The organism is Erwinia sp., from assembly GCF_031978025.1.
In the GTDB taxonomy this organism is placed as follows: Bacteria; Pseudomonadota; Gammaproteobacteria; order Enterobacterales; family Enterobacteriaceae; genus Erwinia.
Genome location: NZ_DALZCD010000007.1, coordinates 11827 through 31995 on the forward strand (window position 1 = coordinate 11827; position 20169 = coordinate 31995).

Here is a 20169-nt window from a genome sequence, read left to right on the forward strand (position 1 = left end):
GTCGCTACGCGCCTTGCGCCACTCCTCTTCGCTTTGCCCCAGCAGATCGCGGCCCAGCCAGGCTACGCGCCCTTCTGTGGCCTGAACCAGCCCGATGATGGCGCGGGCCAGCGTCGATTTGCCGCAGCCGGACTCGCCTACCACGCCCAGTGTTTCTCCTTCATACAGGCGCAGGCTTACGCCGTCTACCGCCTTCAGCGTTTTTGGCGGCTGCCAGAACCACTGCCCGCTATCTTTAATCGCGAAGTGAACTTTTAAATCGGCAATTTCCAGCAGAACGTTTTTTTCGATGGTGCTCATACCAGCTCCTCCGCAGGTTTAAAGCAGGCGCGCAGCCGCTCCTGCCCAAAAGGCTCCAGCGGCGGCATCGTGGCGCAGATTTCCATGGCGTGCGGACAGCGAGGCTGAAACGGGCAGCCTTTAGGCAACCGCAGCAGATTGGGCGGGTTGCCAGGAATAGTGGTCAGTGATTCGCCCTCCGCGTCCAGGCGCGGCACGGCGTTCAGCAACCCGATGGAATAAGGATGCGTTGGCTGATAGAAGATGTCGCGGGCTTTGCCGTACTCCATAGTGCGCCCGGCGTACATTACCAGCACGCGATCGCAAATGCCGGCTACTACCCCTAAGTCATGCGTAATCATAATAATCGCGGTATTAAACTCTCTTTTCAGATCGTTAAGCAGCGTCATAATTTGCGCCTGCACGGTCACGTCCAGCGCCGTGGTCGGCTCGTCGGCAATCAACAGCTTAGGACGGCACAGCAGCGCCATAGCAATCATAACGCGCTGCCGCATCCCGCCGGAAAACTCGTGCGGGTACATCTTCATACGCTTACGCGCTTCCGGCATTTTTACCGCATCCAGCATGCGTATCGACTCTTCAAACGCCTGGGCGCTGCTCATGCCCTTATGCAGCTGTAAAACCTCCATCAGCTGCTCACCCACCCGCATATAAGGGTTGAGCGAGGTCATGGGATCCTGAAAAATCATCGCAATCTGTTCAGCGCGCAGGCGGTTCAGCTGCTTTTCCGGCAGATTGAGGATCTCATTGCCGCGAAAGCGAGCCGAGCCGCCGATACGGCCGTTGCCGGCCAGCAGGCCCATTAGCGCAAAGGCAGTCTGCGACTTGCCGGAACCCGATTCACCGACGATACCCAGCGTTTCGCCCGCCCGCAGGTCAAAGTTTAGGTCGTTGACGGCGGTAACGTCACCGTCCGGCGTGGTGAAGGTAACGCGCAAATCTTTTACCGACAGCAGCAGTTCGCTTCCCGCTTGTGTGGCCATCGCTGGCTGTAGTTGTGTGACGTTCATCGGGAAACTCCTTAACGATCTTTCGGGTCGAGGGCATCGCGCAGGCCATCGCCGATAAAGTTGAAACAAAACAGCGTCACCACCAGGAAACCGGCCGGAAACAGCAGCAGCCACGGCGAGACTTCCATTGAGTTGGCGCCGTCGCTGAGCAATGCGCCCCAGCTGCTCAGCGGTTCCTGGGTACCCAGGCCTAAGAAGCTGAGGAAGGATTCAAACAGGATCATGCTGGGTACCAGCAGCGAGGCATACACCACCACCACGCCCAGCACGTTAGGCACGATATGGCGCAGCACGATGTTTGCGGTTGATACACCGCCGACGTGTGCCGCCTCGATAAACTCTTTGCGCTTGAGGCTCAGCGTCTGCCCGCGCACGATACGTGCCATATCCAGCCAGGAAACCAGACCAATCGCTACAAAAATCAACAGGATATTACGGCCGAAGAAGGTGACCAGCAGGATAACAAAGAACATAAACGGGAAAGAGTTAAGGATTTCCAACAGGCGCATCATCACCGAATCGACTTTGCCACCAAGGTAGCCCGCCAGCGAGCCGTAAAGCGTGCCGACCAGCACGGCCACCAGCGCAGAAGCGATGCCCACCATCAGCGAAATACGGCCCCCGATAGCCACGCGAACCAACAGATCTCGTCCCGACGAGTCCGTCCCGAAATAGTGTTTAGACACCATGTCCGGCGCATTCGACATCATTCCCCAATCGGTGTCGTCATAGGTGAAGGATGAAAGCATCGGCGCAAATATCACGAAGAGCGCAATCAGCACCAGCACGGCCAGACTGGCCAACGCTGCTCTGTTATGGATAAAACGGCGACGGGCGTCCTGCCAGAGGCTGCGGCCTTCGATCTCCAGCTTTTCGCTAAAGTTGTCGAGAGCTTCGCTGTTTTTCTTACTCAGTATCATAGCCAGCTCCCAATTAGTAACGGATTTTCGGATCGATAACCGCATAAAGCACGTCAACGATCGCGTTAAAAACAATGGTCAGCACGCCAACCAGAATGGTCAGGCTGAGCACCAGCGAGTAATCACGGTTCAGCGCACCATTAACAAACAGCTGGCCAATACCCGGCAGGCCGTAAATGGTTTCAATCACCATAGAACCGGTAATAATGCCCACAAAGGCGGGACCCAGGTATGAGAGTACCGGCAGCATCGCTGGCTTCAGCGCATGGCGCAGGATAATACGCCGCATAGGCAACCCTTTAGCCCGCGCCGTGCGAATAAAGTTGGCATGAAGCACCTCGATCATCGATCCGCGCGTGATACGGGCAATGCTGGCGATATAAGCCAGCGAGAGCGCGACCATAGGCAAAATCATGTACTGGATTGCCCCGCCATTCCAGCCGCCGCCCGGCAGCCATTTCAGAACAATGGCAAACACCAACACCAGCAGCGGTGCCACCACGAAGCTGGGGATCACCACGCCGGTCATCGCCACGCCCATCACCAGGAAATCCCATTTGCTGTTCTGCTTCAGCGCAGCAATAACGCCTGCCGTTACCCCCAGCACTATCGCTAAAATAAACGCCGCTAAACCGAGTTTGGCCGAGACAGGAAAAGCATGGCCGACCAGATAATTAACCGTATAGTCTTTGTATTTAAAAGACGGCCCGAAATCCCCACGTACCAGTTGGATCAGGTAATCCATATACTGTTTCCACATGGGATCGTTTAAATGATATTTGGCCTCAATGTTTGCCATCACCTCAGGTGACAGCGTGCGTTCGCCGGTAAAAGGGCTGCCTGGCGCCAGGCGCATCATAAAGAAAGAGATAGTAATCAGGATCAGTAACGTCGGAATCGCTTCCAGAAAACGACGAAAAATAAATTTTAACATTGCCCGTACCTGCTGGCCTGTGCTTCAGCACTGCTCAAAAGAAGACCGTGGGGGAAGCGTTTCCTTCCCCCCATTTTTTAGTGTTTGATGATGTAGAGATTTTTATCGTAGAGATAATTCAGCGGATCTTTGCCGGTATAGCCGCCGACGTAGGGCTTAACCAGTCGCGTATTGGCGTAATAGAACACCGGCGCGATGGTCGAATCTTTATCCAGCTGCTGCTCTGCCTGGGTATAAGCCTTACTGCGAGCCGCGTCATCGCTGGCCGCCGTAGCCGACGCCATAATTTTGTCAAAGGCAGGGGATTTATAGTGCGATGTATTATTACTGCTACCGGACAGCATGGTATTCAGGAAAGAGGTCGGTTCGTTATAGTCCGCACACCAGGCGGCACGCGCCACGTCAAAATTACCCTGATGACGAGTATCCAGGAACGTTTTCCACTCCTGGTTATTAAGCTTGATGTTCACGCCCAGATTTTTCTTCCAGATTGACGAGACGGCAATAGCCAGCTTTTTGTGCAGATCCGAGGTGTTGTAAAGCAGCTCAAATGTTAGCGGCTTGTCGGCGGTGTAGCCCGCTTCTGCCAGCAGCTTTTTCGCTTCTTCATTACGTTTCTCTTGCGTCCAGTTCATCCATTCCGGCTTGACCAGGTCAGCCCCGTCAATGGCCGGTGGCGTATAGCTCCAGGCGGGCTGCTGGCCCTGCGCCAGCACCTTGTTAACCATGATATCGCGGTCCAGGCCCAGCTTCAGCGCAGCACGGACGCGAGGATCGTTAAACGGTGCTTTCTGGTTGTTGAGTTCGTAATAGTAGGTACAAAGATAAGGATCGACGCGTAGTTCTTTCGGATTCTCTTTCTGCAGCTTTTTGAACAGCTCAATCGGCAGGTTGGTATAGGTCATGTCGCTGCCGTTGCTGCTGAAATAGCGGTTAACATCGTTCACTTCAGAAGGGATCGGCAGGAAGGTAACTTTGTTGAGTACGGTATGCTCGTTGTCCCAGTACTGCGCGTTACGTACCACGACGATACGTTCGTTAATAATATGTTCCTGTAGCTTATAAGCGCCGTTGCCGACCCAGTTTTCAGGCTGTGTCCACTTTTCGCCAAATTTGTCGATAGCGGGCTTGTAGACTGGCGACATGGAGGGATGGATCAGCAACTTATAAAAATAGGGAACCGATTCGGTCAGCGTAACCTGTAGCGTGTGCGCATCAAGCGCTTTTACGCCAAGCTGGTCGGGCTTCTGTTTGCCCGCGATGATGTCGTCGATATTGGCCAGATGACCGTATTGCAGGTAGCTGGCGTAAGGCGAGGCGGTTTTAGGGTCGGCCAGACGCTGCCAGCTGTAGACGAAATCCTGTGCGGTAACCGGCTCGCCGTTAGACCATTTGGCATTTTTGCGCAGATGGAAGGTCCAGACTTTCCCGTCTTTGTTGTCCCAGCTTTCCGCCACACCCGGCATGGGATGGCCGTTGGCATCATTAATTAGCAGCCCTTCCAGCAGGTCATAGCTGACATTAGATTCCGGTACGCCTTCAATTTTATGCGGATCCAGCGACTGCACTTCGTCGCCGTTGCCTTTAATCATCTCCTGCTTAGCGGCAAGCTGCACGCCAGCGGGCACCGTGGCGGCCGAAGCCATACCGGTCAGCGCGCTAAGAATACTCAGCGCCAGCAGGCGCTTTTTCGTGATGTTGGTCATTTTGCTACTCCAGTTTTTATTATTACCGGGATGCTAAAGCTATCCCTGTTTGCCGGGCGGCAGCTCATGACGCGGAACGAACGCCTCATGGCCGTTTTTTTATACCCTGGCTGCTGTCATCACTTGCTACTACCTTCCTTACGAATCAGTGCTTTATTATGTAAAAATATTTTATATCCGTCTGGTCCTGAGGATCTTTACCGGTAAACCCGCCCACCCAGGGTTTAATCAACCTGGCGCTGACGCGGTAATAGACGGGAACAAGCGCGGAGTCGCGATCGAGCTGCTGCTCGGCCTGTTGATAGAGCGAGGCACGCTGCGCCGCATCGCCAGCCGTCAGCGTTTTTGCCATCAACTCGTCAAACTTTTCACTTTTATAGAACGCCGTGTTGTTGGATGAATGGCTTAACATGGCATTCAGAAAAGTAGAAGGCTCGTTATAGTCGGCGCACCATGTTGCCCGGGCAACGTCAAAGTCGCCCTGGTGGCGGGTATCCAACATGGTTTTCCATTCCTGATTATCCAGCGTGACCTGCGCACCCAGGTTTTTTTGCCACATAGAAGCGGCGGCGATAGCCTGCTTTTTATTCAAATCCGAGGTGTTATAAAGCAGCCGGAAACGCAGCGGTTTTTCCGCGCTATAGCCCGCCTCGCTTAATAAGGCTTTAGCCTGTTCGTTGCGCTGCTGCTGGGTCAACTTCATCCAGGCCGGGGGCGGCAAATCCGCGCCGTCAATAAAAGGTGGCGTAAAGCCGCCCGCCGGAATTTGTCCCTGTCCCATAATTCTGGTGGCAATGATGTCGCGGTCTAAAGTCAGCTTGACCGCCGTACGCACTCGCGGATCGTTAAACGGCGGCCGTTTATTATTCAGCTCATAATAGAAAGTACACAGCAGCGGGCTGACGTGTACCTGATTGCCCAGCGTTTTCTTCAGCATGGGAAAAAGCTCGGGCGGGAGCACGCTGTTAGTCATATCGATTTCGCCGCTGCGATAGCGGTTAACATCGGTGGCTTCAGAGGTGATGGGCAGGATAGTAGCCGTTTCGATGATAGTCTGCGGATTATTCCAGTAGCGAGGATTGCGCTTCAATACTATTTTTTCGTTGATTACCCAGTCACTGAGAGTATAAGCACCATTACTGACGTAGTGCGCTGGCTGTGTCCATTTCTCGCCCCACTGCTCGACGGCTTTGCGATTAACCGGCTTCAGCGCAGCATTAGCCGCTAGCGCAATAAAATAGGGCACCGGCTCGCTCAGAACAATCTGGAGATGGTTGTCGTCAACCGCGTGAATGCCAAGGCTTGAAGCCGGTTTTTTACCGGCCAGGATAGCGTCAATATTTTCGATGTGTGCATATTGCAAATAGCTGGCATAGGGTGAAGCCGTTTGCGGATCGGCCAGGCGCTGCCAACTGTAAACAAAGTCGCTGGCCGTTACCGGCTCGCCGTTGCTCCACGTCGCTTTTCGCAGCGTAAAGGTCCAGACTTTATTCGCTTCGCTGCGCCAGCTTTCTGCCATACCTGGCACGATATGACCGTTATTGTCGGTAGCGACCAGCCCTTCCAGCAGGTTTATCACCACATTGCTTTCCGGTACGCCCTCAATTTTTTGCGGATCGAGCGTAGAGACTTCGCCGCCGTTATTAATCGTGATGCTTTGCTGCGCAGCCAGTGGTTTATCAGCAGGCGCAGCGGCGTGGGAGGAAGCGGATAATGCCGCACAGACGGCAACGGCCAGCTTCAGAGGCTTCAGCAATAATCTCATTAACGGTCTCTACCTCTGTACGAAATGTTTGACATAAAATGTTGCCTCACAGGCTTTGCACATCTGATGCCAGTTTTGTTCGCTGCAGCAAAACGTATCAGATGCCGACTTTTCGCGCCAAGGTAAAATAACGGAAATGTTAACCAATTCTCTTTTATTATCTTTGATTTAACAAAGTAGTAACTTATTTTGAAAAACAAAAAAATATAAAACTATGATTTTAAAGATTTTAAAACCAACCTGCTCAAAAAACCCGCGACCTGATGTTATTTTTCTCTTCCTGAAGAGGTAACCCCGAGCTGAATCCCATTTCATAGCATGAAATAACAGATAAAAACCTTATCATGGTGTTTACTATGTGATGAAAGCAGCATAACAGTGATAAAATTTGTTATTGAAATAACATTTTATGATGAGCTTTTGAAAAAATACGATTTTCAGTAATTACATTAATAACAGGCGGGTGCGGTTAAGCGAGACGAATAATTGCACCAAAAAGGAGCAATAAAGGGGGATTGCGCCCCTTTTTGGGGCGCCATTTTATTGCAGCGGCAAATTAAGCGCAGATTATGTGTCTCAAAGGCTATTTTATAGTGCAGAGTTTTATCCTGCCAGTCCCGGAAAAAGCGCTCTTACCCCGGTGACGATAAACTCAATACCCAGCGCCATCAGTAAAAGCCCCATGATACGGGTAATCACGTTAATGCCGGTCTGGCCTAATGCTCTGACCATCAGAGGAGCGGCGCGAAACAGCAGCCAGCAACAGAGGGCGAACAGCGCGATAGCCACGCTAAAGCCAAGCAGATTTAGCCAACTGTGATACCGGGTGCTCCAGACAATGGTCGAGCTAATAGCCCCCGGCCCCGCCATCAAAGGCAGTGCCAGCGGCACCACGCCAACGCTTTCCCGGATCGCCGATTCCGATTTCTCCTGCTTGTTTTGTTTGTCCTCGCCCAGCTTCCCACTGATCATCGACATGGCAATAGTAACCACCAGTATCCCGCCAGCGATACGGAAAGAATCAATCGAGATGCCGAAGAGATGCAGTATGCCGTCGCCCAGAAAAAGTGAGGTCCAGAGAATGATAGCGACGGAAAGGTTAGCGGTCAGGTTAGTTTTGTTACGCGCCGCCGGCAGCTGATAGCTGGTCATGCTGATAAAAACCGGAATGATGCCAACCGGGTTTACCAGCGCAAAAAGCCCGACGAAAAATTTTACGTAGCCTGAAAGATCGAGGAGGGTCGGGTTCACACTTTTCTCCATTAAAGAGGACAAAGGCCACCCGGTCTCACGATCGGGCGGCCGCTAAAGGCTGCCGTATATTTCACCTGGAAAAAACCAGAACGGCAGTTAATTACTCTAATAATTAATGCATTAGCGAATTATAGCGCTAATAATTCAACTTGTTTAGCAAAATTAACCCGTTGGCATCCGGGTTAACTTGCCCCACGCTTGCGGCTGAAAGGTGTCAGCATGGATAAAATATGATCTGTATCAAAATCACTACTCCTGGCTATGCGTACTATAGCGATCAGTTAACGGAATAACGCGCAAGTTTACCGCCCTGAAGGTAATGATGCGTAGACTCTTTTAGTAAACCTGTAGAACATGCAAACGGAAAAGCCAGTACGTTTTGGCATCAATTGATGCGCACCTGGCTATAATTGACAGTTCTGACTTGTTTACTAATAGAGTTTAACTTTCATCAGGAGAGCATTATGGCCGTTACTAATGTTGCTGAGCTTAACGCACTGGTCGAACGTGTAAAGAAAGCCCAGCGAGAGTACGCGAATTTCACTCAGGAACAGGTCGACAAAATTTTCCGCGCTGCCGCTCTGGCCGCTGCCGATGCCCGCATTCCTCTGGCCAAAATGGCCGTAGCGGAATCCGGAATGGGGATTGTCGAAGACAAAGTTATCAAGAACCATTTCGCCTCTGAATATATTTATAACGCTTACAAAGATGAGAAAACCTGCGGTATTCTTGATACCGATGACACGTTTGGCACCATCACCATTGCCGAACCTACCGGCCTAATCTGCGGCATCGTGCCAACCACTAACCCAACCTCTACCGCTATTTTTAAAGCGCTGATTAGTCTGAAAACCCGTAACGGTATTATCTTCTCTCCACATCCGCGTGCCAAGGATGCCACCAATAAAGCCGCCGATATTGTGCTGCAGGCCGCTATTGCTGCCGGTGCGCCAAAAGATATTATCGGCTGGATTGATGTGCCTTCCGTCGAGCTGTCTAACCAACTGATGCACCATCCCGATATTAACCTGATCCTGGCGACAGGTGGGCCTGGCATGGTAAAAGCGGCCTATAGCTCTGGTAAACCTGCCATCGGCGTTGGCGCGGGTAATACTCCAGTGGTCATTGACGAGACGGCCGATATTAAACGCGCTGTCGCCTCTATTCTGATGTCCAAAACCTTTGATAATGGCGTAATCTGCGCCTCTGAACAGTCCGTTATCGTTGTGGACTCAGCATACGAAGCCGTACGTGAACGCTTCGCCAGCCACGGTGGTTACCTGCTGCAGGGGAAAGAACTGAAAGCAGTGCAGGATATCATTCTGAAAAACGGCGGCCTGAATGCGGCTATCGTGGGTCAGCCAGCCGTGAAAATTGCTGAAATGGCCGGTATCAGCGTACCGTCCAGCACCAAGATCCTGATTGGTGAAGTGAAGCTGGTGGATGAGTCTGAACCTTTCGCCCATGAAAAGCTCTCCCCTACGCTTGCCATGTATCGTGCAAAAGATTTTGAAGATGCGGTCAGCAAAGCGGAGAAACTGGTGGCAATGGGCGGGATCGGTCACACCTCCTGCCTGTATACCGATCAGGATAACGAGCGTGAGCGCGTTAACTATTTCGGCGACAGAATGAAAACCGCCCGCATCCTGATCAATACTCCGGCTTCACAAGGCGGTATCGGCGACCTGTATAACTTTAAACTTGCACCGTCACTGACGCTCGGCTGCGGTTCATGGGGCGGCAACTCTATTTCAGAGAACGTCGGACCCAAGCATCTGATCAACAAGAAAACCGTGGCCAAGCGAGCAGAAAATATGTTGTGGCATAAACTTCCTAAGTCTATCTACTTCCGCCGTGGTTCCCTGCCTATCGCCATGGAAGAAGTGGCTACCGACGGTGCTAAACGCGCCTTTATCGTTACCGACCGTTATCTCTTTAATAATGGCTATGCAGATCAGGTCATTTCAGTGCTGAAATCTCACGGTCTTGAAACCGAAGTGTTCTTTGAGGTGGAAGCGGATCCGACACTGAGCGTCGTGCGTAAGGGCGCGGGGCAGATGAACTCCTTCAAGCCTGACGTGATTATTGCCCTGGGTGGCGGTTCGCCAATGGATGCGGCAAAAATTATGTGGGTCATGTACGAGCATCCTGAAACCCATTTCGAAGAGCTGGCGCTGCGCTTTATGGATATCCGTAAACGTATCTACAAGTTCCCGAAAATGGGCGTGAAGGCGAAAATGATCGCTATTACCACCACTTCCGGTACCGGCTCCGAAGTCACGCCTTTCGCCGTAGTGACAGACGATGCTACAGGACAGAAATACCCGCTTGCTGACTATGCGCTGACGCCAGATATGGCTATCGTTGATGCTAACCTGGTGATGAACATGCCGAAGTCGCTGTGTGCCTTTGGCGGTCTGGATGCGGTTACTCACGCCCTGGAAGCCTATGTCTCCGTCCTGGCCAACGAGTATTCCGACGGCCAGGCGTTACAGGCACTGAAGCTGCTGCAGGAGAATTTACCGGCAAGCTATCGTGAAGGGGCTAAAAATCCTGTTGCCCGCGAGCGTGTTCATAACGCAGCGACTATCGCCGGTATCGCTTTTGCCAACGCCTTCCTTGGCGTCTGTCACTCTATGGCGCACAAGCTAGGCTCTGAGTTCCATATTCCACACGGTCTGGCTAATGCGCTGCTTATCAGCAACGTGATTCGTTATAACGCTAACGATAACCCAACCAAGCAGACGGCATTCAGTCAGTACGACCGTCCGCAGGCGCGCCGTCGTTATGCAGAAGTGGCCGATCATCTGCGTCTGAGCGCTCCAGGCGACCGTACCGCGCAGAAAATTGAAAAACTGCTGGCCTGGCTTGAAAGCATGAAGGCGGAGCTGGGTATTCCTAAATCCATTCGCGAGGCTGGCGTACAGGAAGCGGATTTCCTGGCAAAAGTAGATAAACTGGCGGAAGATGCATTTGACGACCAGTGCACCGGCGCCAACCCGCGCTACCCGCTGATTGCTGAGCTGAAACAGATTATGCTGGATACGTTCTACGGCCGTGAATATGTAGAACCTTTTGATTCAGTAGCGGAAGCGCTGATAGCGCAGCCGGTAGAGTCGCGTAAGAAAGTGAAGAAATAATTCATCCTGACTGAAACCCGCCGCCAGGCGGGTTTTTTATGCTTAAGCCAGGCTAATCAAGCTAAGGCAACCAGAGACGTCCTGTTGCTCTGCATTATACGGTAGCTTCCCTGCCCTTTTCAGACAGGCTTACGGCCTTTTTCACCATAAACAGCTTCCAGAGAGTGCTGTTCAAGCGCGGCTTTATAATGCTTACGACAGACCGAAACGTAGCGCTCGTTGCCGCCGATAACCACCTGCTCACCTTCATCGTAAGGCGCGCCGTTTTCATCGACTCTTAATACCATTCCCGCCTTCCTCCCGCAGTGGCAAACTGTTTTTAGCTCAACCAGCTTGTCGGCCCAGGCAAGAAGATAATGGCTGCCGCTAAATAACTCACCGCGAAAGTCCGTACGTAATCCATAACAAAGAACAGGGATATCCAGATTATCAACCACGTCCGATAACGCTTTTACCTGCTCCCGCGTCAGAAATTGCGACTCATCTATCAATACGCAGTGAACCGGTTCCATTTGCTGTTCCGCTTTTATATCATCAAAAAGTGACGTGTCGTTATTATACAATTTTGCTGGAGAAGAAAGCCCAATACGTGAACTAACTTTGCCAAATCCAAAACGATCATCAATTTCTGCTGTATAGATTAGCGTGCGCATACCGCGCTCATGATAGTTATATGATGATTGCAATAGCGCAGTCGATTTACCTGCATTCATGACAGAATAATAGAAATAAAGCTGGGCCATCTGGCTTTGCTCCGAATTAACGTTTAACGGAATGGCAGTATTGTACCACACCCGGGAAAGACCGGGCGGGCTATGCTTTACCCCTTTTTCGCCTGTACTGGGCGCTTCAGGCGCTGAAACTGTACTAATGGACAGGCAACGTACCAATTTACTTTTTACGACAGATTTTCACTTCAGCTATTTTCCGCATTTAACGATTAAAAAGTGGAGTTAATTCTTGCTATTATTCGCTACGTTTTCTGCAGGTTAGCATTGAACCCCTTTAGCATAACCCCCCTGAAATATTCATTATAAAACCAGGCGTTAGGGTAAGGTGAAGTCGTTATCTGTTGTAGTAATCAAGCTGTTATTCTTCCGTACACTATTTATCAAAGGCCTTAATAACGGAAAGATAATGCCGACAGATAAACACATTTCCTTCTCTTACAAAATTAGCTATTGCAGTTCATTATGCCGCACTCTATTATTATCAGGCAGAACATTCCCCCATTATAATTTTTGAGATCAGAACAATGAGCGAAGCACTTAAAATTTTGAACAACATCCGTACTCTGCGTGCACAGGCCAGAGAATGTTCGCTGGAAACTTTAGAAGAAATGCTGGAGAAGCTGGAAGTTGTTGTGCACGAGCGCCGTGACGAAGAGAGCCACGCTCAGGCTGAAAACGAAGAGCGCACGCGTAAGCTGCAGCAGTACCGCGAAATGCTGATTGCCGATGGCATCGATCCTAACGAACTGCTGGCTACGCAGAATGCGGCGAAAAGCGTGGGTAAAGCCAAGCGCGCTGCCCGCCCTGCCAAGTATAAATATGTTGACGAAAATGGCGAAACTAAAACCTGGACCGGTCAGGGACGTACACCAGCCGTCATCAAAAAAGCAGTAGAAGAACAGGGTAAAAAACTCGAAGATTTCATGCTGTAAATTTTACTAGCGGATGAATTTTCATCCTACTAATAGAAAAGGAAGCCAGAGCTTCCTTTTTTTATTACCTTTACACCTGATAGAAACTGCGATACCAGCCAACAAACCGGCTTATACCTTCCTCTACGCCAGTCTGAGGTTTAAACCCAATCGCATTATAAAGCGCGGTCGTATCTGCGCTGGTCTCCAGCACATCACCGGGCTGCATAGGCAGCATATTTTTATCAGCAGTTATACCTAACGCTTTTTCCAGCGCCTCAATATAGGCCATTAACGTAACCGGGCTACTGTTGCCGATATTATAGACGCGATACGGGGCCGAACTGGTTGCCGGGCTACCGTTCTCCACCGTCCAGTTAGCGTCAGCCTCAGGGATAACGTCCTGTAGCCGAACTATCGCCTCGGCTATATCATCGATATAGGTAAAGTCACGGCGCATCTGACCATTGTTATAAACATCGATTTTTTCACCCGCGATCATCGCGCGCGTAAATTTAAACAATGCCATATCCGGACGTCCCCACGGCCCATAGACGGTGAAGAACCGCAGGCCGGTAGTCGGGATACCATAAAGATGAGAATAGGTGTGAGACATTAGCTCATTGGCTTTTTTGGTTGCCGCATAAAGGGAAACCGGATGATCTACCGTATCGTCGGTTGAGAATGGCATTTTGCGATTCAGACCGTATACGGAGCTGGAAGAAGCATAAAGCAGATGCCCGACTTTATTATGACGGCACCCTTCCAGAATATTTAAATGTCCGATGAGATTGGCATCGGCATAGGCCAGAGGGTTTTCCAGGGAATAACGAACGCCTGCCTGGGCGGCAAGGTGAATAACCCGGTCAAATCCTTCGCTGGCAAAAAGCGTAGCCATCCCTTCTCTGTCGGCAAGGTCGAGCTTAATAAAAGTGAAGGCTGAAAAAGGCTTGAGGAGATCCAGGCGGGCAAGCTTGAGCTTTACATCATAGTAGTCATTCAGGTTGTCGAGACCGACAACCTGGTGACCGGCGCCTAACAGGCGTTGGGCAACGTGAAAGCCAATAAATCCTGCTGCGCCGGTAACCAGATATTTCATACTTCCCTCGTTAATTATGCAATTTGGATAGAAGCTCCGCGGCCGATTGCATAATAAACGAAACCGCGTTTGCTGACTCTTTCCGGATCATACAGGTTACGACCGTCAAAAATCACGGGTTCTTTCAGGGCATTTTTAATGATGTCAAAATCCGGCGCGCGGAAGTTTTGCCATTCGGTACAGATAACCAGGCCATCTGCACCCTGCAGTGCCGCTTCTTTGGTGCCCATCAGCTTAAGATCGCTGCGGTGACCATAGATGCGCTGCGCTTCGTCCATCGCTTCCGGATCGAAAGCCTGTACGGATGCGCCAGCCTGCCATAACGCTTCCATCAGCACGCGGCTGGAGGCTTCACGCATGTCGTCAGTATTTGGCTTAAAGGAGAGTCCCCACAGCGCAAAGGTTTTGCCCTGAAGGTTGTCGCCAAAGTGACGCTTAATGAAGTCTGGCAGCTTGTGTTTCTGAGAGTCGTTGACGTCTTCCACAGCCTGCAGCAGACGAGGCTTATAGCCAATCTGCTCGGCAGTACGGATAAGCGCCTGAACGTCTTTCGGGAAGCAGGAACCGCCGTAGCCGCAGCCAGGATAGATAAAGGAGTAACCGATACGAGAATCGGAACCAATACCCTGACGCACTTTCTCGACATCCGCACCCAGACGTTCCGCCAGGTTAGAAATCTCGTTCATAAAGCTGATTTTTGTTGCCAACATGCAGTTAGCCGCATACTTGGTCAGCTCGGCGCTGCGGATATCCATCAGGATCATACGATCGTGATTGCGGTTGAATGGCTCGTACAGCTCGCGCAGCAGCTCAACAACCTCTTCGTTGTCGGTACCCACCACAATACGCTCAGGACGCATACAGTCGTTGACCGCTGCACCTTCCTTGAGGAATTCCGGGTTAGATACCACGTCGAAAGCGATCTCTTTGCCACGGGCCTTCAGCGTTTCTTCCATCACGCTGCGCACGCGGTCAGCCGTCCCAACGGGTACGGTTGACTTGTCAATTACCACTTTATGATCGTTCATATGCTGGGCAATCGTACGTGCTACTGCAGTGACATATTTCAGATCCGCAGAACCATCCTCGTCCGGAGGCGTCCCCACAGCGATAAACTGCATGATGCCGTGGTTAACACCCTCTTCCGCGTCGGTGGAGAACTTAAGGCGACCGCCTTCATAGTTCTTCATCACCAGCGGCGTCAGGCCTGGTTCAAAAATTGGAATGATCCCTTTCTTCAGATTCTCGACTTTGTTTGCGTCGACATCGATACAAAGAACGTCATGTCCGACTTCGGCCAAAACCGCAGCCTGAACCAGACCCACATAGCCGATACCAAATACGGTGACTTTCATTGAATTGTCCCGGTTAAAAAATTAATCTTATTTCTCATTGCCAACGGTGCTTTCAAGCCATGCTTTGAAATCTGCACCCAGCGTATTATGACGCACGCCGTATTCGACGAAAGCCTGCATGTAACCCAGTTTGTTACCGCAGTCGTGGCTCACGCCTTTCAGGTGGTAAGCTTCAACCGTTTCTTTGTCCATCATCATCGCGATAGAGTCAGTCAGCTGAATTTCATCACCTGCGCCTGGAGGCGTTTTCGCCAGCAGAGGCCAGATATCCGCGGACAGCACGTAACGGCCAACAACCGCCAGGTTTGAAGGGGCTTTATCAGCTTTAGGCTTCTCTACCACGCCAACCATCGGCGCGCTTTCGCCCGCTTTCAGTTCTGCGCCCTGGCAGTCAACTACGCCGTATGCCGTTACGTCTTCTACAGGCTCAACCATGATCTGGCTGTAGCCGGTTTCGTCGAAGCGACGCATCATGTCCGCCAGGTTTTCTTTGGACAGGTCAGATTCGTATTCGTCGATGATAACGTCAGGCAGAATAACGGCCACTGGCTCATTACCCACAACCGGATAAGCACACATAACCGCGTGACCCAGACCTTTCGCCAGACCCTGACGTACCTGCATGATGGTCACGTGAGGTGGGCAGATAGACTGGATTTCTTCCAGCAGCTGGCGCTTAACGCGTTTTTCCAGCATCGCTTCCAGCTCGAAGCTGGTATCAAAATGGTTTTCGATAGAGTTTTTAGATGAGTGCGTTACCAGCACGATCTCGGTGATACCCGCAGCGATACACTCGTTAACGACATACTGAATTAACGGCTTATCAACCAGCGGCAGCATCTCTTTAGGAATGGCTTTGGTGGCAGGTAACATACGGGTTCCCAAACCAGCAACAGGGATAACCGCTTTTTTTACTTTGGACTTATAGGCAGACATCTAAGTACCTCTCTTTAGGCCGTTCAAGTTATTACTTGATATGTCGAGTTAAAAAACGAAGTGAGTATATCAGTTGAACCCGGATGGAATTATCCTGGTTCATTCATTTCCACGCAATTTAAGACTATTACCTAAGTGTAAAGCTTATCGCTGGCCCTGTCTCAGGGGCGCAGCGATAACGGAAGAAGGGACGTTTAATCGGTGGACAACATCAGGCGCAGCCTGCCTCCAGCGCCCCATACCTGGCATTGCCACGCATCACAACGCTGACTAATTTGATTAAGATGCGTACTGCCCAGCGTACCAAGGGGAACGCCATTACTCAGCTGTATTTGATGAGAATGAATATTCAGGGTGGCGTTTAAACCAGCAGAAACCAGGATAAGGTTTTTTAACCCTTGGTGATAATAGCCAACCAGTAGGGGAAATTGCCCCTGAAGATTTGCCTGGCGCAAAAGTAAATTAACCTGCTTGAGCAAACTATTTAGTTCAGGCAGACGTTGTGCCTGGCCCGAAAGCTGATCCTGAAGCAGACCATTAAACAATGCCCTTAATAATAGCGCGGCCAATACGCCGTTATCGCCTGCACGGGTAACGTCAAGGCAATAAAAAGCGAGGTCTTTGTCAGAGAGTGCCGCAACGTCAAGCACCAGGCCCGGCTGTTCTGCCATCGTCAGCTGGCGATAGTTAATGCGGCAATGAGCAATTTCCTGCTGTACTGGCGGCTGCAGCTGCTTTAACAGCTTGGCGGCCGCCTGTGGATCGCGCACCAGCGCATCCCAGTCCTGAAAAAGCTGCTCGTCTTCTTCTACCTTAGAGGTAAACATGGAAGGATAAAGGCATTCGTAAACCGCCTCACGCAACCTTTCCAAATCTTTTAACGGCTTCAACAGGACATCCTGCACGCCCAGGCGCAGGACATGGGCGATATCCGACATGTTTTCGGTAGCGGAAATCACCAGAATCGGCACGGCATTGCCCCGACTCCGCAGATGTTCAACCAGCTTGATACCGTTCATGCGCGGCATAGCCAAATCGCATATCATCAGGTCAAAGACCTGATGCTTCATACTTTCCAGAGCCTGCATGCCATCATCGGCAAGCGTGGTAACGGCGCCTAACGCGTTTAGAAAGGTATCCAGCAGAGAACGGAAAACCACTTCGTCTTCAACTATCAGGATTTGTTTTCCGCTTAATGGCTTCTCCATTGTCCCCCCTTGTGCGCCAGATAAGTCAATAGTGGCTCAAAAACCACAATTGCGCCTCTCGGATTTGCCTGAAGTCCTCTCATTTCTCTTCCGGCAATGCGTACTGACGGACCAGCGGAAGCAATTCATCCATCTTTTTCTCTACGGCAAGTCTGCCGGCCTCGATAGCTTCTTCCGACCGATGAAAATCCAGGGTAGAAATTTGCGGGCAGAAAGGTTGTATCAGCACATCCGGCGGATCGCCCGCCATCCGGTTGCGTTTGACCCGGTTTTCGAGCACCTGAATCGAGGTGGTCATAATTTCCATCGCTCCCGGTGTTTGATTGATTTTTTTGTGGCCTATTTCGCTCAGCTTCTGTCGTAGCTTACCGCGCCACCCCTCGGCAGCAGCGGGCAGCTTCACAGTCTGTGGCGTAACGGAGAGTAAGTTTTGCTGCATCAGATGCGCGTCATGCTGTAAATCGACAGCGATAACGATATCGGCGCCCAGCGCGCGGGTCAAAGAGATGGGCACGGGGTTGACCACGGCGCCGTCCACCAGCCAGTAGCCGTTCCAGGCGACCGGCGAAAGCAGGCCTGGCATACTGCATGACGCGCGAATGGCCTGGTGAAGATCGCCTTCCGTTAGCCAGAGTTCGCGTCCGGTACTGAGATTGGTGGTGACGGCGCCAAATGGCAGGCTGCAAGCTTCAATCTGCGTATGCGGTAACAGGCGACGAACGTGGCTGAACACGCGCTCGCCACGCAGCAGGCCGCCTCGTTGCCAGGAAAAATCCATCAGGCGAAGCACTTCCCAGTAGCTGAAACCCTGCACCCAACCAGCAAGAAGAGGAAGACGTTGACTGGCATAAGCGGCGCCGACAAGTGCTCCCACGGAGCAACCTGCCACCACATCAATCCTGATGCCGGCTCGTTCCAGCGCCTCAATCACGCCGATATGAGCCCACCCTTTGGCTGCACCCGATCCCAGTGCCAGCCCAATCTTAACCTGTCTCATTCCACCTCTGGTGTTTGCTTAACGAACCAATGGCGCCACTCACACAGCTCGGTTACCATGACGCCCAAAACCCACTCTGCTTTTTATTTTCCTCTGGAGACAACGTGTCTGAATCCTGCCCATGCTGTAGCGGATTGGAGTATAGCTTATGTTGCCAGCCGTGGCTCAATGGTGACGGCATTCCCCCTACGCCGCAAGCGTTGATGCGCTCGCGCTATACCGCTTACGCCAAAAACGATGCCGATTACCTGATTGCTACCTGGCACCCCGACTGTGATGCCGCGCGCTTTCGTGAGAGCCTGGAAGAGAGCTTCGCCGTCACCAGATGGCTTAGTTTACATATAGTTGAGGCACAAGTACCAGGAGATAATGCAGAAGGTTACGTTACCTTCTTCGCTCGTTTCTCTGAAAATCAGCGCAACGGCTTTATTCATGAGCGTTCGCGCTTTCTTCGCCTGGCGCAACGCTGGTATTATGTGGACGGAATTTTCCCTGAAACAGGGCGAAACGACCGATGCCCGTGTGGCTCGGGAAAAAAATTTAAAAAATGTTGTGGCCAGTAATGGTCCCCCGCTTTCCCTCAGAATTGCTTTGACAGGATTACCATCGCGATGCAAGCGCAGACACTACAACGAAAAGTTTTACGAACCATTTGCCCTGATGCTAAAGGCCTGATCGCCAAAATCACCAACATTTGTTACAAGCACGAACTGAATATCGTGCAGAACAATGAGTTCGTCGATCATCGCACCGGTCGCTTCTTTATGCGTACCGAGCTGGAAGGCATTTTTAACGATGCCACGCTGCTGGCCGATCTGGACAGCGCCCTGCCTGCCGGATCGTTCAGAGAGCTGAATGCGGCGGGCCGTCGTCGCGTAGTGATCCTGGTAACAAAAGAAGCGCACTGCCTGGGCGATCTGTTAATGAAAAGTACCTATGGCGGTCTGGATGTAGAAATCGCTGCGGTTATCGGCAATCACGAAACGCTGAAGACGCTGGTCGAACGTTTTGATATTCCGTTTATTTTGGTCAGCCATGAAGGCCTGACGCGTGAGGAACACGATAATAACATGGCGGTGGAGATCGATCGTTTCCAGCCGGATTATGTGGTGCTGGCCAAATATATGCGCGTGCTGACTCCGGCATTTGTGCAGCGCTATCCAAACCAGATCATCAATATTCACCATTCGTTCCTGCCTGCCTTTATCGGTGCTCGTCCTTATCATCAGGCCTACGAGCGTGGCGTGAAGATCATTGGCGCTACTGCCCATTACGTTAATGACAATCTGGATGAAGGCCCGATTATCATGCAGGACGTCATTCACGTGGATCATACCTACACGGCGGAAGACATGATGCGTGCCGGACGTGACGTAGAGAAAAATGTGTTGAGCCGTGCGCTTTACCAGGTGCTGGCACAGCGCGTATTTGTCTATGGTAACCGTACTATCATCCTGTAAACGCTGAAGACTGCTGTTTTGCCGGGCAAAGCAGCAGTCAGAATAAAAAAACGGCAAACGCGCCGGGATTGCTGAATCCGGGCTTTACAGTGGCGCAGCATTTGGTATGATGCGCCCCGCTTCAGCAAGCAGGGAGCAAGGCCAGTGGTGGGGTTCCCGAGCGGCCAAAGGGAGCAGACTGTAAATCTGCCGTCATCGACTTCGAAGGTTCGAATCCTTCCCCCACCACCATTTCCAACTTATGTTGGTTCGGCGTTTAAGCACGCTTCATCATATTCCCCAAGGGGGATGATGAGCAGCTTCGACCTCGAAGGTTTGACCCGCAGGGCACGGAACGCAGTGACCTGACTGTAAAGAAGTAGCAATACCACAAGTAGTACGCTTCCCCTGGTGGGGTTCCCGAGCGGCCAAAGGGAGCAGACTGTAAATCTGCCGTCATCGAC

Annotated in this window: 17 protein-coding genes and 1 tRNA gene; 5 read left to right on the forward strand and 13 right to left on the reverse strand. The window is 51.5% G+C overall.

Going from position 1 to position 20169, the window contains the following annotated elements; genetic code table 11:
• The 7 genes from RTK32_RS01230 to RTK32_RS01260 all read right to left on the reverse strand — a co-directional run.
• Positions 1 to 300: ATP-binding cassette domain-containing protein (locus tag RTK32_RS01230; protein WP_312041717.1), on the reverse strand; the 300-nt coding region annotated here is incomplete at its 3' end.
• Entirely contained in the window at positions 297 to 1310 is a 1014-nt protein-coding gene (locus RTK32_RS01235) for an ABC transporter ATP-binding protein (RefSeq protein WP_312041718.1), read from the reverse strand. The genes RTK32_RS01235 and RTK32_RS01230, both read right to left, overlap by 4 nt.
• A gap of 11 nt (positions 1311 to 1321) precedes the next feature.
• Positions 1322 to 2230: an oligopeptide ABC transporter permease OppC gene (gene oppC, locus RTK32_RS01240; RefSeq protein WP_312041719.1), complete on the reverse strand. Its 909-nt coding sequence runs from the start codon at positions 2228 to 2230 to the stop codon at positions 1322 to 1324.
• 13 nt (positions 2231 to 2243) lie between these two features.
• Entirely contained in the window at positions 2244 to 3164 is a 921-nt protein-coding gene (gene oppB, locus RTK32_RS01245) for an oligopeptide ABC transporter permease OppB (RefSeq protein WP_312041720.1), read from the reverse strand.
• 77 nt (positions 3165 to 3241) lie between these two features.
• Positions 3242 to 4870, reverse strand: a complete 1629-nt coding sequence (gene oppA / locus RTK32_RS01250) for an oligopeptide ABC transporter substrate-binding protein OppA (protein WP_312041721.1) — start codon at positions 4868 to 4870, stop codon at positions 3242 to 3244.
• 145 nt (positions 4871 to 5015) lie between these two features.
• Positions 5016 to 6635 (reverse strand): ABC transporter substrate-binding protein, encoded by a 1620-nt coding sequence (locus tag RTK32_RS01255; protein ID WP_312041722.1) that lies wholly within the window; start codon positions 6633 to 6635, stop codon positions 5016 to 5018.
• Positions 6636 to 7238: 603 nt separating this feature from the next.
• Complete coding sequence (locus RTK32_RS01260; protein ID WP_312041723.1) at positions 7239 to 7886, reverse strand: YchE family NAAT transporter; 648 nt, start codon at positions 7884 to 7886, stop codon at positions 7239 to 7241.
• A 467-nt stretch (positions 7887 to 8353) separates the two neighbouring features.
• Here RTK32_RS01260 and adhE point away from each other — a divergent pair, with 467 nt between their 5' ends.
• Positions 8354 to 11029: a bifunctional acetaldehyde-CoA/alcohol dehydrogenase gene (adhE, locus tag RTK32_RS01265; protein WP_312041724.1), complete on the forward strand. Its 2676-nt coding sequence runs from the start codon at positions 8354 to 8356 to the stop codon at positions 11027 to 11029.
• 119 nt (positions 11030 to 11148) lie between these two features.
• On the opposite strand, the gene tdk is transcribed toward adhE, so the two are convergent.
• The gene (gene tdk, locus RTK32_RS01270) at positions 11149 to 11772 is read right to left on the reverse strand and encodes a thymidine kinase (RefSeq protein ID WP_312041725.1); all 624 of its coding nucleotides are present in this window, start codon (positions 11770 to 11772) and stop codon (positions 11149 to 11151) included.
• 512 nt (positions 11773 to 12284) lie between these two features.
• Here tdk and hns point away from each other — a divergent pair.
• Positions 12285 to 12692 (forward strand): histone-like nucleoid-structuring protein H-NS, encoded by a 408-nt coding sequence (gene hns, locus RTK32_RS01275; protein ID WP_312041726.1) that lies wholly within the window; start codon positions 12285 to 12287, stop codon positions 12690 to 12692.
• Positions 12693 to 12762: 70 nt separating this feature from the next.
• Here hns and RTK32_RS01280 read toward each other — a convergent pair whose 3' ends face one another.
• From RTK32_RS01280 to rssA, 5 genes are all read right to left on the reverse strand, one after another.
• Positions 12763 to 13770 carry an NAD-dependent epimerase gene (locus tag RTK32_RS01280; RefSeq protein ID WP_312041727.1) on the reverse strand — a complete coding sequence of 336 codons (1008 nt, stop codon included), beginning with the start codon at positions 13768 to 13770 and terminating at the stop codon, positions 12763 to 12765.
• Between the two features lie 14 nt (positions 13771 to 13784).
• Entirely contained in the window at positions 13785 to 15125 is a 1341-nt protein-coding gene (locus RTK32_RS01285; protein WP_312041728.1) for a UDP-glucose/GDP-mannose dehydrogenase family protein, read from the reverse strand.
• A gap of 27 nt (positions 15126 to 15152) precedes the next feature.
• Entirely contained in the window at positions 15153 to 16061 is a 909-nt protein-coding gene (galU, locus tag RTK32_RS01290; protein ID WP_312041729.1) for a UTP--glucose-1-phosphate uridylyltransferase GalU, read from the reverse strand.
• Positions 16062 to 16255: 194 nt separating this feature from the next.
• Positions 16256 to 17269: a two-component system response regulator RssB gene (gene rssB, locus RTK32_RS01295; RefSeq protein ID WP_312041730.1), complete on the reverse strand. Its 1014-nt coding sequence runs from the start codon at positions 17267 to 17269 to the stop codon at positions 16256 to 16258.
• A 79-nt stretch (positions 17270 to 17348) separates the two neighbouring features.
• On the reverse strand, positions 17349 to 18266 hold the full coding sequence (gene rssA / locus RTK32_RS01300; protein WP_312041731.1) for a patatin-like phospholipase RssA: 918 nt from the start codon (positions 18264 to 18266) through the stop codon (positions 17349 to 17351).
• A 104-nt stretch (positions 18267 to 18370) separates the two neighbouring features.
• Between rssA and RTK32_RS01305 the strand changes: the two genes are divergently transcribed.
• The 3 genes from RTK32_RS01305 to RTK32_RS01315 all read left to right on the forward strand — a co-directional run bounded on the left by RTK32_RS01305 (position 18371) and on the right by RTK32_RS01315 (position 19957).
• Complete coding sequence (locus RTK32_RS01305) at positions 18371 to 18829, forward strand: YchJ family protein (RefSeq protein ID WP_312041734.1); 459 nt, start codon at positions 18371 to 18373, stop codon at positions 18827 to 18829.
• A 48-nt stretch (positions 18830 to 18877) separates the two neighbouring features.
• Positions 18878 to 19726 (forward strand): formyltetrahydrofolate deformylase, encoded by an 849-nt coding sequence (gene purU, locus RTK32_RS01310; protein WP_312041732.1) that lies wholly within the window; start codon positions 18878 to 18880, stop codon positions 19724 to 19726.
• A gap of 146 nt (positions 19727 to 19872) precedes the next feature.
• Positions 19873 to 19957, forward strand: a tRNA-Tyr gene (locus RTK32_RS01315).
• The last annotated feature ends 212 nt before the right edge of the window (positions 19958 to 20169 follow it).